Source organism: Paenibacillus sp. YIM B09110, assembly GCF_037167145.1.
GTDB lineage: Bacteria > Bacillota > Bacilli > Paenibacillales > Paenibacillaceae > Pristimantibacillus.
In genome coordinates this window covers 188194-203175 of the sequence record NZ_JBANSP010000011.1, presented here as the reverse complement: position 1 = coordinate 203175, position 14982 = coordinate 188194, and the positions used below count along the sequence as shown (strand labels likewise).

Genomic DNA, 14982 nt, shown 5'->3' with positions numbered 1-14982 from the left:
AAACTAACCGCCGCCGAAATGGATAATTTCACATTTCATTTGCATTCTTTGCGAAACTACTTTGTCTTCGGCATCTTGTCCAATTGTTGCGGGCGCAATATATTCGGACGTGTCCGGTTATAGAGTACCGGCTGCCGAACGATGATACTCCATAGCGCTTTCAGGTCAAACGGTATAAAAGGCCACATGTATGGACGATTAAACGAACGCTCAAGCGTCAGCATCATCATAATCGCCGTAGTCGCAATGACGAAACCCGGCACGCTGAACGCAGCGACCGCTATAATCAACACCAGCCTTACGATCCGATTGGCAAGACCAAGCTCATAGCTCGGTGTCGCGAACATGCCGATGGCGGCAACCGCCATATACAGAATGACCTCATTAACGAAAAGGCCGGTCTGTACCGCAATGTCGCCGATGAGAATAGCCGCTACCAAAGACATCGCTGTTGCAAGCGAGGTCGGGGTATGGACAGATGCCATCCTCATGAGATCGACGCCGATCTCCGCAAGCAGGAACTGGACGATGAGCGGAAGCTGGCCTGTTTTGTTCGGACCGATAAATTCTAGCGCAGCAGGCTTAATTTCAGGATGCATAACGAACAGCAGCCACATCGGCAGCAGGAACAAGGAAGCGAATATGCCTATGAACCGAACCCACCGCAAATAAGTTCCGATGAACGGCGTCTGACGATTCTCTTCCGCATGCTGCATGAGATCGGAATAGGTCGTTGGAAGTGTCATAACACTTGGCGAAGTGTCAACGAAGACGGCTACTGCGCCTTCTAACAAATGAGCCGATACTGTATCGGGACGCTCCGAATATCGAACGAGCGGGAACGGGTTCCAGCCGCGCTTAACGGTCGCCTCCTCAAGCTGCTTGTCCGCCAGCGGCAGACCGTCCAGCTTCACCATCGAAAATTTATCTTTAATTGACTTCACGAGCTTCGGATCGGCCAAATCGGCAATATAGGCGATACACACATCTGTTTTCGTCCGCTCGCCAAGCTGTAAAATCTCATATCGCAATTGAGGGTCGCGCAATCTTCTTCGAACGAGCGATACATTCGTCATTAGCGTTTCGACAAAGCCGTCTCTCGCTCCGCGTACAACCTTCTCCAGCGACGGCTCCTCCGGACCCCGCGATGGAAAACTCTTCGCATCGATGATTAGCGCCGCAGGCTCATCATCGATGAACAGCGCAGTTGCGCCTGACATGACGCAGGTTAACATCTCGTTCCAATCCGGCTGCTTGACGACCTGTGCGGCAGGCACATACAAATTCAGAAAGGCGTAGAGCGCATCGCCCGACAAGTCATCGGGATGCAAATAGGTCAGTCTCTTCAGCACTTCAGTTAAAAGCGTATCCTTAACGAGTCCATTCATGAACAGAATCGCCGTTTTGCGTTCTCCGAACGTCATCTCGCGCACGACGACGTCGAAGCTTGTTTTATACCCAATCTCATTCTCGAGACGCGACAGAATATCATCCAGCTTGCGCGGAATCGGATTTTCCTTTTTCTTATCATTCGAACCCGCTGAAACCTCATGGATCCGATTGCCCATCTGAGAATTAACGGATTGCTCATCTGATTCGCCTGCCTGATGAGACTCCTCCTGCTTCTGCTCATCGGGCATTGATGCAATAAGCTGCTCCACTCCTACTCCCTCTTGCTCGCTTCCTGGATGCTCGGAACGGGTATCCGACATACTGCCTCACCTCTTCTACTGTAATGTTAGATTTACCACTGAAATATAAGCCAATCGAACAATGAGCCTAAAGTTTTGCCAAGCACCATTGCCATGACGAGAGCGACCATATAGTCCGATAAGTTCATTCTTTTGGCTAGAATCGGCAAAACATTCATCACCTCTGTCAACGCCGCGGCAAGCATGCCGACGAACAGCCCGTCAAATAAACCGGCGCCGCTCTGCAAGAGCAGCGGATGCCAGCCAAGCTCCCAATCCATGAAGTCTGCGAACGTCCAGTACATCGAACCGCTAATAACCGCAGTCTCGAATAGAATAGACAGGCGATACGCGTTCGCAAGCTGAGCAAGACGAGGGATGAGATCAATGACGATCAACAAAGCTACGAGTCCGCTGCCGACTGCCAGCCCTCCAGCCAGCCCCAGCAGCGCGATAAACACATTCGCCAGGACGTCAGCCATCACTTCCGCCCCGCGTCTGATTATAATCTGACTTCTTGCGCATCTCATCGGCAATGACGTAGGCGTTCACATTTTCCTGATACATATAGAGCTCGACTTCCAGCGGATTCGGTTCCTCATTGAACCTCTTGCGGAATAAATGGTTGAAGAATAGAACCATCCCCAGCCCAATACCGAGCGAGTACGGAATTTGGAACCAAAGCGGATGCTCGATCTGCTTGCCGCTGATCAGCTCGACAATGCGAGTATGTACCTCCTTCATGCTGACATCAGTGTGGAAATTCATTATGGCAAGTCCTGCACCGAAGAAAAGCAGCAGCCATGATAGGATGAGCACGAAGATACGCGGCTTCACCGGCTTCTCGGCGATCATGACGAGAACCTGAGGATCACCATAGGCTTCCACCGACAACCCGGGAGCTGCTTCTCGGATCGCCTTGACGATCTGGAGAAGGTCGATGACGACCCGATTGCCATCCGCCTTCTTATGCTCGTAGAGAATGAGCTGCTTAAGCGACTGCTCCGTCTCTGCATCCGCTGCCAGCAGCCGAGCCGCTTGACCTAGCGTGACACGCTGCTCCGGGCGCATATAAATTCGTTTCTTGAGACGCAGATAGAGGAGCGAAGGCTTATTTGCTTCCATCTGTCATCTTCCCTTCCCGCTAATTCCATGGTTTATGTTTCAAATATAGTATGAGAAAAGGCCGTTTCGGATACTCATGCTTAAACAGGTAATAAACGGAAAAAAGACCAGTCCGCCCTATTGGGCGATCTGGTCTCGAATGGACTGCAATATTTTTTTCTCCAGGCGCGATACTTGCACTTGCGATATGCCAAGCCGGCTCGCGACCTCGGATTGCGTCTTGTCACGGTAATAGCGCAAGTAGACGATGAGCCGTTCACGCTCGCTTAGTCCTTCAATCGCCTCTACGAGCGCCAGCTTATCGAACCATCGCTCCTGCGATTCGTCAGCGATCTGATCCATGAGCGTAATCGGATCGCCGTCATTCTCGAACACCGTTTCGTGTATCGAGGTGGGAGGCTTATTCGCCTCTTGGGCGAACACAACCTCCTCTGGCGTGATGCCGAGCCGTTCCGCCACTTCACTGATCGTTGGCAGACGGCCAAGCGTCTTGGACAGCTCATCCTTCATCTTCCGTACTTTGTTCGCTGTTTCCTTAAGCGATCTGCTCACCTTGAGCGTCCCGTCATCCCGCAGAAACCGCTGAATCTCGCCGATAATCATCGGCACGGCGTAAGTAGAGAACTTAACATCATAAGACAAATCGAACTTGTCTACCGACTTCAGCAAGCCGATGCAGCCGATCTGGAACAGATCCTCAGGTTCATATCCCCGATTAATAAACCGCTGCACAACCGACCACACAAGCCTTATATTGCAGTTAACCAGCGTATCTCTTGCAACTGTATCGCCCGACTGGCTTAATGCGATGAGCCGTTTAACCTCTGCATCATCCAAGTATGGCTGGGCCGTATGTTTCAAATCAGCTTCCATGAGGTTCAACCCCTATGCCCTAGTTGTAGAGCGCTTTTTTCGATTCGATTCGTTTCAGCATCACAACGCGGGTTCCGCCGCCTGCCGTACTTGCAACCTCGAAGCGATCCATAAAGTTTTCCATAATTGTGAATCCCATACCTGAGCGCTCAAGTTCCGGCTTGGATGTATACAACGGCTGTCTTGCCAGCTCCAAATCCTCTATTCCACGGCCGTTATCCGTTACGGTAATTGATACGGAGTCGCCTTCGATCGTTGCCTCGATCGTTACCTGACAGGACGGATCGCTCTCGTATCCGTGAATAATCGCATTGGTTACCGCCTCAGAGACAGCTGTCTTCAGATCGTTCAATTCATCGAGCGTCGGGTCGAGCTGTGATACGAATGCTGCAACCGCGATCCGCGCGAAAGCTTCATTCTCCGACTTCGCACTAAAGGAAAGCGTCATTTCATTTGTTCCGGTCATGACACCACCTCCAAACTCGTAATGGCGGTACGTTCATTGTCGTGCATCGTTATTATTTTGAATATGCCCGACAACTCGAACAGCCGCTGCACATTCGGGTTGACGTCGCATACGACCATCTTGCCGCCTCGGCTCTTCACTTGCTTGTACCTGCCTAAGATGACGCCAAGACCAGAGCTGTCCATGAATAGCAGCTCCTTCAAGCTCAGAATAACGTGATCCGTTGTCCCGCGGGCAATCGCTTCCTCCATCTTAAATCTCACGACGTCAGCCGTATGATGGTCAAGCTCGCCTCGAAGACGTACGATCAGCATATTTCGGTAATGCTCCAACTCTGCTTGCAGACTCATTAAGCTGCTCATCTCCTTCATTTCGAGATAGAACAAGCAATTCTCCAAGAAGGCAGCCTTCTCCTGCATGCCGACAAAACTAGAAGCATACCCCTATGAGCTGACAAAAACCGCACCGCTAACCGAACAAACCGTTGAACGAACGTCTGAACATTTTCCAGAAGCCTGCCTTGCCAACATCCTCCGGCGACTGGATTGGGAATTCCTTAAGCACCTGATCGCCCTGATACACAACAAGCTTGCCAATCGACTGGCCTTTCTGAATTGGAGCTTTAAGCGGCCCGTTCACGATCAGCTCGGAGCGAATATCGTTCGTCGCTGCGCCTTTCTTCAGCAACACGCTGTAAGGATGGGTTGCGACAAGCGGCAGCTCTTTCTGAGCGCCTTTCTCGATACGCACCTTCCCGATGCTGTCGCCCTCTTTGACGAGATTGTGATTCATATATTGCGCGAAGCCGTAATCGAACATTTGCGACACTTCGGCATTTCTTGTTTTCGTAGTCGGTTCACCCATTACAACAGCAATAATTCGCAAATTATCACGCTTAGCCGTTGCCGACAGGCAATATTTCGCTTCGCTCGTAAAGCCGGTCTTTAGCCCGTCAGCTCCGCTATAGAAGCGGACAAGCTTATTCGTGTTGACTAGCCAGAAAGGCTTCTCTGACGACTTGCGCAAGTAATCTTGATAGAGTCCTGTATACTTCGTAACCTCGGAATGCTTAAGGAGCTCCATCGACATGATCGCTATATCATGCGCAGACGAATAGTGATTCGCGACCGGAAGACCGTTCGGATTAGCGAAATTCGTGTCCTTAAGACCGAGCTGCTGCGCTCTCTCATTCATCATGGCGACGAATTGCTGCTCGGTTCCTGCCAGCTTCTCAGCCATAGCTACCGATGCATCGTTTCCAGAAGCAAGAGCGATACCTTTAATCATCTCTTCGACCGACATTTCTTCGCCAGGCTCAAGGAAAATTTGCGATCCGCCCATAGACGCCGCATATTCACTCGTTTGCACTTTGTCGGTTAACTTAATTTTACCGCTATCAAGCGCCTCCATAATGAGCAGCATCGTCATAATCTTAGTAATGCTGGCCGGCGGAAGCTTGTCGTGACTATTTTTCTCGAAAATAACAGTGCCGCTCTCCGCATCCATCATGATCGCCGAGCGCGCTGATGGCGCTAGATCTACCTGCGGCGCTTGCCCAGCGGATTCCGATGCAGCAACCTGCTCAGGCGCAGGAGCCGGCTCTTCGGCAAATACAGCCCCCGGCAGCGCGAGCGAAATGACAAGAACGAATATAAGCAATTTACCAGCTTTGTTTTTCAACGCTTATTCCTCCTAAATATTTGACAGCGAATGCGGCCATTTTCGGCTATATTTTCCTCTACATTGTTGACTGAATCTTTGTAAATTATTCCAATCGTTGCGCCGTTTGCTCATAAAAAATAGAGCTGCACCTGAAAGTCTTCTCGACCTTCTGATACAGCTCCGCTTAATTGTTTAATTATGCATAACGTTCGACTCCTGTAGACGTTACGACCGATAACAATAACTTGCGTTCTTCAGGCAGCTTATCCGTAATCGAATATGCATCCCGGACTCTAGCCGCAACTTCGTTCACAGCATCATTATTCTCGCGAACATGCAGGACCGCAAGCGTGTCTCCAGCTTGCACAGGGTCGCCGACCTTCAGTCGAAGCGTCAATCCAACCGCGTAATCGATCTCCGCTTCCTTCGTCGCTCTGCCAGCGCCTAGCAGCATTGCCGCCAGACCCAGCTGTTCGGCTTCAATCGCGCTGATATAACCGGCAGCTCCGGCTTTGACTTCGACACTATAAGGGGCGCTTGGCAGGCGCGAGAGATCGTCTGCTATGCTTTCGTCCCCGCCCTGTGCAGCTACGAACTGCTTAAACTTCGCTAACGCAGCTCCATTATACAGCTGGGCGCGAAGCATCTCCTTAGCCGATTCCACATCGCCTGCTTTCCCGCCAAGAACGACCATATGAGCGCCTAATGTCAGGCATAGTTCAGTCAAGTCGGTAGGACCGCGGCCTTTCAACGTCTCGATCGACTCAGCAACTTCTAGCGCATTGCCGATCGCATATCCGAGAGGCTGGTCCATATCGCTTATAATAGCAGCCGTATGACGGCCAACCTCCGTCCCAATCTCCACCATCGCTTGCGCAAGCTGCTCCGAGTGCTCCAGCGTCTTCATGAATGCCCCGCTGCCTGTCTTCACATCAAGTACGATCGCATCAGCGCCCGCTGCAATCTTCTTGCTCATAACCGAGCTGGCAATGAGCGGAATGGATTCGACAGTGCCTGTTACGTCTCTGAGCGCATACAGCTTCTTATCGGCAGGAGCCAAGTTGCCGCTCTGCCCAATGACCGACAGTCCGATATCGTTCACTTGTGTCATGAACCTCTCGCGCGACAGCTCTGTTCGGAAACCCTCGATTGACTCCAGCTTATCAATCGTGCCGCCAGTATGCCCAAGACCTTTGCCGGACATCTTGGCGACCGGAATGCCGACTGAAGCGACAAGCGGCGCAATAATTAAGGTCGTCTTATCGCCAACGCCTCCTGTACTATGCTTGTCAACCTTCACGCCGCTAATGGGGCCGAGATCAACCTGATCGCCCGAATTCGCCATCGCGAGCGTAAGCGAAGCCGTCTCACGAGGCGTCATTCCTCTAAAGAAAACAGCCATCGCCCAAGCGGACATCTGATAATCTGGAACATCCCCTCGGCAATAGCCGTCAATCAAATAAGTTAGTTCAGAAGCGGTAAGCTCTCCGCCGTCCCGCTTCTTATGGATAATATCTACTGCGCGCATAATTGCCTCCTCATTCTCTGCGCATTAATTCGCTCTCGAAAGCGCGGCTTGCTCCCTCTGCACGCGAATTATTATTTCGTCCAACCGCTCACTGAGCGTTATGACTTCACGGTGCAGGAAGGATTGCCTTAATAGCGCAGTTTCCACCATTTTGCTCCGCAATTGCTCCATTTGTAAGAGTAATTGCCTATTCTTATCCATCTCGTTCTCACTCCATCATTCAATGTTCATGGACATTATACGACGATTAAGCGAGCGAACACTGTCATATTAAGTCGATGTAAATGTGACAGTTGTGTTACATTTTTATTTCACATTTATTACATTTTCTCGATAAGCGCTGTTACAAGTCCTAAAAACTGGTTCTTCACACGTTCCGTCGTTTCCATAACTTCCTCGTGTGACAGCGGCTGGTCCAATATTCCTGCAGCCATGTTACTGATACATGAAATACCGACTGTTTCGATGCCTGAATGGCGGGCTGCAATAACCTCCGCGACTGTCGACATTCCGACAGCATCTGCACCAATGATTCGCAGCATACGAATTTCGGCAGGCGTTTCATACGTCGGACCAAGCAAGCCGGCATATACGCCTTCACGCAGCGTCATCCCTTGCTCTGCCGCAATTTCTCTTGCGATTGCGCGCAGTCGTTTGCTATACGCTTCTGACATATCCGGAAAACGAACGCCAAGCTCATTGTCATTTGGACCGATAAGCGGGTTTTTGCCCGTTAAGTTAATATGATCGGAGATGAGCATGAGATTGCCTGGATCGTAAGCCAGATTCACGCCGCCGGCAGCATTCGTTACGAGCAATGATTTGACACCAAGCGCCTTCATGACACGAACCGGGAATGCCGTTAACTCCGGACCGTAACCCTCATACATATGGAAGCGGCCGCGCATAAGGAGAACGGTTCTGCCGGATAGCGCTCCAATTAACAACTCTCCTGCATGCCCTTCAACCGTCGAGATCGGAAAATGGGGAATATCGTGATAATCAATCGTCACCGGGTTTTCCAAATGATCGCCAAGAACACCTAATCCTGATCCCATGATAAGACCGATTTCCGGCTTAAGTGTCGTTCTGCTTTCAATAAATTCCGCTGCTTCTTTAATATGCGCCGACGTCAATGCGTTCATCGTCTGTTCTCCCCATTCTATTGGTTTATATATGCTTTTGTTTCGTATAGATATAAATAGCCACTTGTTTTCTTTACAGCAAATGCAAGAAACTCTTACCGTTAAGCGGTGCTTCAACACCGAAATTATCGGCGATCGTCGCGCCAAGATCGGAGAAGGTTGTTCTCGTCTCCAACCTTGCCGTCTTAGTGAATGACGGACTATAAAGCATAATCGGTACATATTCGCGCGTGTGATCGGTTCCCGCATGAACCGGATCATTGCCATGATCAGCAGTTACAATTAGTAAATCTCGCTCTCCTAGCTGCTTTTCGAGCTCAGGAACGGCAAGATCGAATTCCTCAAGCGCCTTCCCATAACCAATCGGATCACGGCGGTGTCCGTATAACGAATCGAAATCAACCAAATTCGTGAATAACAAGCCTTTGAACGAATTGCCAAGCTGATCAATCGTCTTCGCAATGCCGTCCGCATTGCTCTTCGTTGGCGACGTGGCCGTAATGCCTTCCCCGTCGAAAATATCGTTGATTTTGCCGATTGCAATCGTGTCGTAACCGCCAGCCTTAAGCGTGTCCAATACCGTCGCTTGCGGCGGCTTGACCGCATAGTCATGCCTGTTCGGCGTGCGCGTGAACGCTCCCGGCTTCCCGATGTACGGCCTCGCGATCACTCGGCCTACGGTATGTCGCTCGTCCATCGTCAGCTCTCTGGCGATCTCGCATGCGCGGTACAGCTCCTCCAGCGGAATGATTTCTTCATGCGCCGCAATTTGGAAAACGCTGTCCGCAGAGGTGTAGACGATCCAAGCGCCGCTTCTCATCTGTTCCTCGCCCAGCTCGTCCAATATTTCAGTGCCGCTTGCCGGCTTGTTGCCGATAACCTTGCGGCCGGTGCGCTGCTCGAAGCTATCGATCAGCTCTGGCGGGAACCCCTCGGGAAACGTCTGAAACGGCACTTCGATTTTAAGCCCCATTAATTCCCAATGACCTGTCATCGTATCTTTGCCAACGGATACTTCCGCCATCTTGCCGTAATAAGCAGCAGGCGATTCTTTCGACTCCGACCATGCACCGATTGGCGCGATTCGATCAAGGCCCCATCTGCGCATATTCGGCAATTGTAATTCCGGCGATTGCTCCACGATATGCCCAAGGGTATGTGCGCCGGAATCTCCGAAGCTTGGCGCATCCGGGAGCTCGCCGATCCCTACGCTATCTAATACTATTACTGCAATACGATCAAATCTCATCGATGTTATCCTCCTATGTAGTCTACGCTCTTGGATGTGCGCTCTTATAGACGTCCTTGATCCGCGTTGTTGGCTGCTTCACATATTTAAGCGTTGTCGCCAGATCGGCATGACCCAGCAGCTCTTGCACGGAACGCACGTCCGCGCCATGCTCGAGCAGATGCGCAGCGACGGAATGGCGAAGCGTATGAGGCGTAATGTCATCTGATATGCCCGCTTCCTTCGCATATTTCTTGATCGTCTTCCAGAATCCCTGCCTCGTCATTCTTGTGCCCAAATGGTTCAGAAATAAGGCAGACTCATTCTCGTTATTTCTCAAAAGCGGCTTCCTGCCGTTCTCCAAATAAGCGATCAACGCTTCTGCAGCTATGCGCCCAAAAGGGACAATACGTTCCTTCCCGCCAGCATCTATACAGCGAGCGGCTGAAAGCTGCATATGTAAATGCTCGACATCAAGCGCAACGAGCTCAGAAACGCGAATGCCTGTCGCATAAAGAAGTTCCAGCATCGCTTTGTCCCGCTTCCCGGCTGGCTTATCCGGCTGAGGCGAATCGAGCAACACGGCAGTCATCGATTCGGACAACAATTTCGGAGCCTTCTTCTCTTGCTTTGGCGCTTCCAGATAGATAGAAGGATTATGAATAATGACGCCTTCCTTGTTCAAATAATGAAAAAAAGCTTTCAACGAAACGATATGTCTCGTAATCGTCGCCGCCTTCCTTCCCTGCTCCTTAAGATGGAGCATATAACGTGCAAAGTGATGCCTCTGCAGCTGGGACGGCTCGTCAATACCCTGTTCCTCAGCATAAGCGGCGAACGCAAGCAAATCTCTCTCATAGGACGAGAGAGTATTGGCAGACAATCTACGTTCGACTTCCAGGTGCTCCAAGTACTTGTTCAGATAAGCCCTCATTCTAATTCCTTTCCATGCTGCTTCTCACCTACAAATATTCCACATTCGCAACGGCAAATCCTGCTTCCGTTCTATTTCTGTGCAGCGTGCACAATGCCTTGCACGGTTCGCCCTACTCGCCATACCAATAAAACCAACGTAATCTGTCCGCCAAATGACCGCCCTCGGGCGACTCCGGATCTGTCAATAATACCTTCAGCGCCTCTCCCTTCGGTTCTCGATAGGGATGAACGGGAGATATCGCATCGACCAAAAATCGATACCCTCCCGTAACTACTAATAATGCCGCAGTAAAAACGACAATGAAGAACAGCTTGCTTGCCCACTTCCTTATCGATAAAACCATCATCATCAGCCTCCGCTTCACGTGCTTCACGGTTGTCCGCTCGCTACACCTTATGAGGAGGCTGATGCGAATATTCGTTTACGGCTCCAGGTTTTCATAGGCAACGCTGTTCAGCCATTTGTCCAGTGCGGTATAAGGCAATCCTGTCGCAGCCGCAACCGGCTCATACGTTACATTGCCCGCATGCGTGTTAACACCCTTCTGGAGCGGTACACTTCGGCGAACTGCATCCAAACCGTTGTTAGCCAAATCAAGCGCATACGAGATCGTGGCGTTCGTCAGCGCGAAGGTCGATGTGCGCGGCACGGCTCCCGGTATATTCGCAACTGCATAATGAACGACGCCATGTTTCATATAGATCGGATCTTTATGCGTTGTCGGACGATCGACGGTCTCAATCGATCCGCCCTGATCAACGGCTACATCGACGATGACTGAGCCTTTCCGCATCATTTGGACCATCTGATCCGTTACTAATTGCGGAGCTCTTGCCCCGGGAATAAGAACAGCGCCGATAAGCAGATCGGCATGGCTGACTGCTTCCGCGATATTAAGGGGGCTTGACATCAATGTTCGGAGCCGACCGCCGAACACATCGTCCAAGTAACGCATGCGATCTGCGCTCTTCTCCAATATAACGACATTCGCTCCCATCCCCAGCGCAATCTTCGCAGCATTCGTGCCCACGATTCCGCCTCCGATAATAACGACCTCCGCAGGCGGCACGCCAGGAACGCCCCCAAGAAGCACGCCGCGTCCGCCATTGAACGCTTCTAGAAACTGCGCTCCTACCTGCACGGACATACGACCCGCAACCTCACTCATCGGTGTTAGAAGCGGCAGACTGCCGTTTGGAAGCTGAATCGTCTCATAGGCTATTGCCGTTACGCCGCGTTCGACCAGCGCTTTAGTCAAGTCCGCCGCAGCGGCCAAATGCAAATAAGTAAATAAGAGCAGCCCCTCTCGGAAATATCCGAACTCCTCTGCAAGCGGCTCCTTTACCTTCATAATCATATCTGCTTTACCCCAAACCTCCGCAGCGGTAGAGACTATATTCGCCCCCTCCCGCATATAGTCGCTATCCTCGAATCCGCTGCCGCTGCCTGCACCTTCTTCAATCAGCACCTCGTGGCCAGCCGCCTTCAACATAGTAACGCCAGCCGGCGTCAGCGCAACCCGATATTCACTCTGCTTAATCTCCTTCGGCACGCCGATTAACATGATTATCCCTCCCGAGACCATCTAAAACGCTCTTATTATGATGTATGAACGAACAAGCCAACTTGATCGTCCATACGCGATACGTTTTCCAGCAAAGCCTAAAAATATGTGTCCTATCGACAGTCACCCATACGTAAACGGCTCATTTCCCATACACTGAACTAGCTTAATGCTGACTAGGGAGGCTCAATTTCATTGCCAAAGCTGGAATCCATGATCCGACGCTGTGCCGCCATCAAGCCTTCGAAACGAACGGCGCGACAAATCATTACTTTGCGGTCAAGAAAATCATATAATCGCTGCCTGAAAATGATGAAAGAGAGCGGCATTACTCCATTTAAGGCGGTATCAAGAAGCTTACTGATTGGTTTCCATGCTCTGAAAGGAGCTTCGCCGTCTGCTATATCCAGCCATCCGGAAGTTAGGAAAGCCGAGAAGGATCTAAAAATCAAAATACATGCCGCTGTTCCTTACAAGGCGCCTTTCAAAGTTCCACACAAAACTCCGTCCAATCCAAACAAGTCCCGATCTTTCAAGCGTTCGCTCCCATTAATGATGCCTACATCAAAGCCGACGGCAAAAGCTTCCTTAATAACTTGGAACATAAGTCGCGTAAAAGCGCCTCAAGCATGGGTTACCTCAAAAGGCAGTCCGATGAAGGTCGCTGTCATTGATACCGGCATTGCGAATCATCCGGATCTCCGGATTGCCGGCGGGGTTAATACGATTAACGGCGGCTCGTATAGTGACGATAATGGTCACGGGACCCATGTAGCTGGCATTATAGCCGCGTTAGGGACTAATGACAATATCATTGGCGTTGCTCCGGAGGTTGAATTATATGCGGTCAAAGCGCTGGACGCAAACGGAGAAGGATACGTCTCGGACATTGTCGAGGGAATTGATTGGTGTATCAGCAGGCAAATGAATGTGATTAACATGAGTCTCGGTATTACGGGTTCGGAGAGCAGCGGCGTTCTGCATGACGCAGTTCGAAGAGCAGTGAGGCAAGGCATCGTAATCGTAGCTTCTGCGGGAAATTCGGGAGAATCAAGCAAACAAATTGATGAACCTGCTTCATATGAAGAAGTAATCGCGGTTGCCGCTTCAACGAAAGCTAATCAGATTGCAAACTTCAGCAGCAGAGGTCCAGGCATTGCCATTACTGCACCGGGACAACAAATATTGTCGACATGGCCGGGCAACTCCTACAAGAAGTTGTCGGGCACAAGCATGTCTTCCCCCCATGTCGCGGGAGGCGCTGCCTTATTGCTTAGCCGCAGAACTTCTCTAAGTCCGGCAGCCGTATCTGCCGGGCTGCGCAGGAAAGCGATCAAACTGGATAATTACAGCGTCCTTGCCCAAGGCTCTGGATTAATGCAATTGGATCAGATCTTCGATATCATTTCTTCCGTCAACGTTATAAAGAAAAGATAGCGGCCCCATAGAAATGCCAAAACGGCTTTGCCGTCCAGTTATGCTGGGCAGCCAAGCCGTTTATGATTGAATTGGGTTGTCGTTTTTTGCTTTGCAGCGGTGGCACACGCCTTGAAAGTCAAGACGATGATCAATGACAAAAAATCCGTATTCCGCTTCCAGCTTCTCTTCGAGAGGCAAAAGCCAGTCTTCTTTAATTTCGTCCATTGATCCGCACTGCACACAAATGAGGTGATGGTGATGATGCTTGCTGCTGTCGGTCCGAAGATCGTATCTAGCAACGCCGTCGCCAAAGTTCAACTTCTCGACGACATGCATCTCACTTAGAAGCTCGAGCGTCCGATAAACGGTTGCTAATCCGATTTCCGGTGCTTTATCCTTTACGAGCATAAACACATCTTCCGCGCTTAAATGATCATCTTCATTCTCAAGCAATACGCGGACGGTTGCTTCCCGTTGCGGGGTTAATTTGTAGCCCTGGGACTGCAACTGTTGTTTGATTTTCTCAATCCGGGCTTCCATGATTTCCCCCCTACCACATGTCTGCGCCTATATCAGGAAACTTTCCTTTCATTATAGGGGCTAACATGCAATAAAGTCAAACATTTTGCTGTCGTATGCTGGCAGCTTAAGACGTTAGCAAAGGAGAAGCCCATCCGATAATTGTTGGTGAAACGTAAGCTTCGAAAAGCGACGCTCCAGCTAAGACGATGACCATAAGCAGCGTTGTAGAAGTGAAGCCGGCAAGTTCAGGAGCCAGCGTCCCTTTTTGCTGGAGCAGCCTGTTTTTCACCACATAAATGGAGAACGTCAGAGCGGCGACGCTTGTAACGATCATTGCCGGTATCGCAATAATATTTTGCGGCGCAATCGATACGAGTGAGAACCAAACCCCTTTCCAAGCATACTGGTTAATAAGCGTGCCAATCGAGAAGCCGACTAGCGCACCCTTCAAGAAATTCAGGGCAAGCACACCAGGTATCCCGACAACGGTTATGCCAAGCAGCCAGAGCAGCAGCATCCATTTGCCATGGAAAACGAACCTCTCCCAGAATGAATCCGTTTCGTCGACACCGATTCCTGCTCCCATCAATCTCACGTATTGATCTACATCTTGAGCCAAATCCTGCTGTTGCTCGAATGTCAACGCATTAACCATAAGCGCCCCGAATATAGCCCCTACAACAAACAGTACCGCCACGAACACATACAGCGACAAATTGTTCTTCACCATCGGTTACATTCACCACCAAACTCAATCTATACCGCTCATTAAGTAGAAAAGCGTGTCCAATTTTAGTTTATGAGTGATCTTCCAATGGTATG

17 protein-coding genes are annotated in these 14982 nt (G+C 50.5%); 1 reads left to right on the top strand and 16 read right to left on the bottom strand.

Features of this window, described 5'->3' with window-relative positions; genetic code table 11:
- Nucleotides 1–56: 56 nt before the first annotated feature.
- The 14 genes from V8F51_RS18060 to ald all read right to left on the bottom strand — a co-directional run bounded on the left by V8F51_RS18060 (nucleotide 57) and on the right by ald (nucleotide 12219).
- Nucleotides 57–1712, bottom strand: coding sequence for a spore germination protein (locus V8F51_RS18060; protein ID WP_337101727.1), 1656 nt, complete (start codon nucleotides 1710–1712; stop codon nucleotides 57–59).
- A gap of 32 nt (nucleotides 1713–1744) precedes the next feature.
- On the bottom strand, nucleotides 1745–2173 hold the full coding sequence (locus V8F51_RS18055; RefSeq protein WP_337101726.1) for a stage V sporulation protein AB: 429 nt from the start codon (nucleotides 2171–2173) through the stop codon (nucleotides 1745–1747).
- Nucleotides 2166–2816, bottom strand: a complete 651-nt coding sequence (locus tag V8F51_RS18050; protein ID WP_337101725.1) for a stage V sporulation protein AA — start codon at nucleotides 2814–2816, stop codon at nucleotides 2166–2168. The genes V8F51_RS18055 and V8F51_RS18050 overlap by 8 nt, the downstream gene beginning before the upstream one ends.
- Nucleotides 2817–2933: 117 nt before the next feature.
- Nucleotides 2934–3689, bottom strand: coding sequence for an RNA polymerase sporulation sigma factor SigF (sigF, locus tag V8F51_RS18045; protein WP_337101724.1), 756 nt, complete (start codon nucleotides 3687–3689; stop codon nucleotides 2934–2936).
- A 19-nt stretch (nucleotides 3690–3708) separates the two neighbouring features.
- Nucleotides 3709–4155, bottom strand: a complete 447-nt coding sequence (gene spoIIAB, locus V8F51_RS18040; protein ID WP_337101723.1) for an anti-sigma F factor — start codon at nucleotides 4153–4155, stop codon at nucleotides 3709–3711.
- Nucleotides 4152–4505: an anti-sigma F factor antagonist gene (gene spoIIAA / locus V8F51_RS18035; RefSeq protein ID WP_337101777.1), complete on the bottom strand. Its 354-nt coding sequence runs from the start codon at nucleotides 4503–4505 to the stop codon at nucleotides 4152–4154. The genes spoIIAB and spoIIAA overlap by 4 nt, the downstream gene beginning before the upstream one ends.
- Before the next feature lie 118 nt (nucleotides 4506–4623).
- Nucleotides 4624–5835: a D-alanyl-D-alanine carboxypeptidase family protein gene (locus tag V8F51_RS18030; RefSeq protein ID WP_337101722.1), complete on the bottom strand. Its 1212-nt coding sequence runs from the start codon at nucleotides 5833–5835 to the stop codon at nucleotides 4624–4626.
- Nucleotides 5836–6013: 178 nt separating this feature from the next.
- Entirely contained in the window at nucleotides 6014–7345 is a 1332-nt protein-coding gene (locus V8F51_RS18025; protein ID WP_337101721.1) for a pyrimidine-nucleoside phosphorylase, read from the bottom strand.
- Nucleotides 7346–7369: 24 nt separating this feature from the next.
- Nucleotides 7370–7516 (bottom strand): aspartyl-phosphate phosphatase Spo0E family protein, encoded by a 147-nt coding sequence (locus V8F51_RS18020; protein WP_337101720.1) that lies wholly within the window; start codon nucleotides 7514–7516, stop codon nucleotides 7370–7372.
- A 149-nt stretch (nucleotides 7517–7665) separates the two neighbouring features.
- Nucleotides 7666–8490 (bottom strand): purine-nucleoside phosphorylase, encoded by an 825-nt coding sequence (locus tag V8F51_RS18015; protein ID WP_337101719.1) that lies wholly within the window; start codon nucleotides 8488–8490, stop codon nucleotides 7666–7668.
- A gap of 73 nt (nucleotides 8491–8563) precedes the next feature.
- Nucleotides 8564–9739 carry a phosphopentomutase gene (gene deoB, locus V8F51_RS18010; RefSeq protein WP_337101718.1) on the bottom strand — a complete coding sequence of 392 codons (1176 nt, stop codon included), beginning with the start codon at nucleotides 9737–9739 and terminating at the stop codon, nucleotides 8564–8566.
- Nucleotides 9740–9761: 22 nt separating this feature from the next.
- On the bottom strand, nucleotides 9762–10652 hold the full coding sequence (xerD, locus tag V8F51_RS18005; RefSeq protein ID WP_337101717.1) for a site-specific tyrosine recombinase XerD: 891 nt from the start codon (nucleotides 10650–10652) through the stop codon (nucleotides 9762–9764).
- 112 nt (nucleotides 10653–10764) lie between these two features.
- Nucleotides 10765–11001 (bottom strand): DUF4227 family protein, encoded by a 237-nt coding sequence (locus tag V8F51_RS18000; RefSeq protein WP_337101716.1) that lies wholly within the window; start codon nucleotides 10999–11001, stop codon nucleotides 10765–10767.
- 75 nt (nucleotides 11002–11076) lie between these two features.
- Nucleotides 11077–12219, bottom strand: a complete 1143-nt coding sequence (ald, locus tag V8F51_RS17995; RefSeq protein WP_337101715.1) for an alanine dehydrogenase — start codon at nucleotides 12217–12219, stop codon at nucleotides 11077–11079.
- Between the two features lie 552 nt (nucleotides 12220–12771).
- On the opposite strand from ald, the gene V8F51_RS17990 reads away from it, so the two are divergent.
- A complete protein-coding gene (locus tag V8F51_RS17990; protein WP_337101713.1) occupies nucleotides 12772–13656 on the top strand; it encodes a S8 family peptidase in 885 nt (294 codons plus the stop codon).
- Nucleotides 13657–13716: 60 nt separating this feature from the next.
- Here the strand turns inward: V8F51_RS17990 and fur are convergent, their stop codons facing one another.
- Nucleotides 13717–14178 carry a ferric iron uptake transcriptional regulator gene (gene fur, locus V8F51_RS17985; RefSeq protein ID WP_337101711.1) on the bottom strand — a complete coding sequence of 154 codons (462 nt, stop codon included), beginning with the start codon at nucleotides 14176–14178 and terminating at the stop codon, nucleotides 13717–13719.
- A gap of 106 nt (nucleotides 14179–14284) precedes the next feature.
- A complete protein-coding gene (spoIIM, locus tag V8F51_RS17980) occupies nucleotides 14285–14890 on the bottom strand; it encodes a stage II sporulation protein M (protein WP_337101710.1) in 606 nt (201 codons plus the stop codon).
- Nucleotides 14891–14982: the final 92 nt, after the last annotated feature.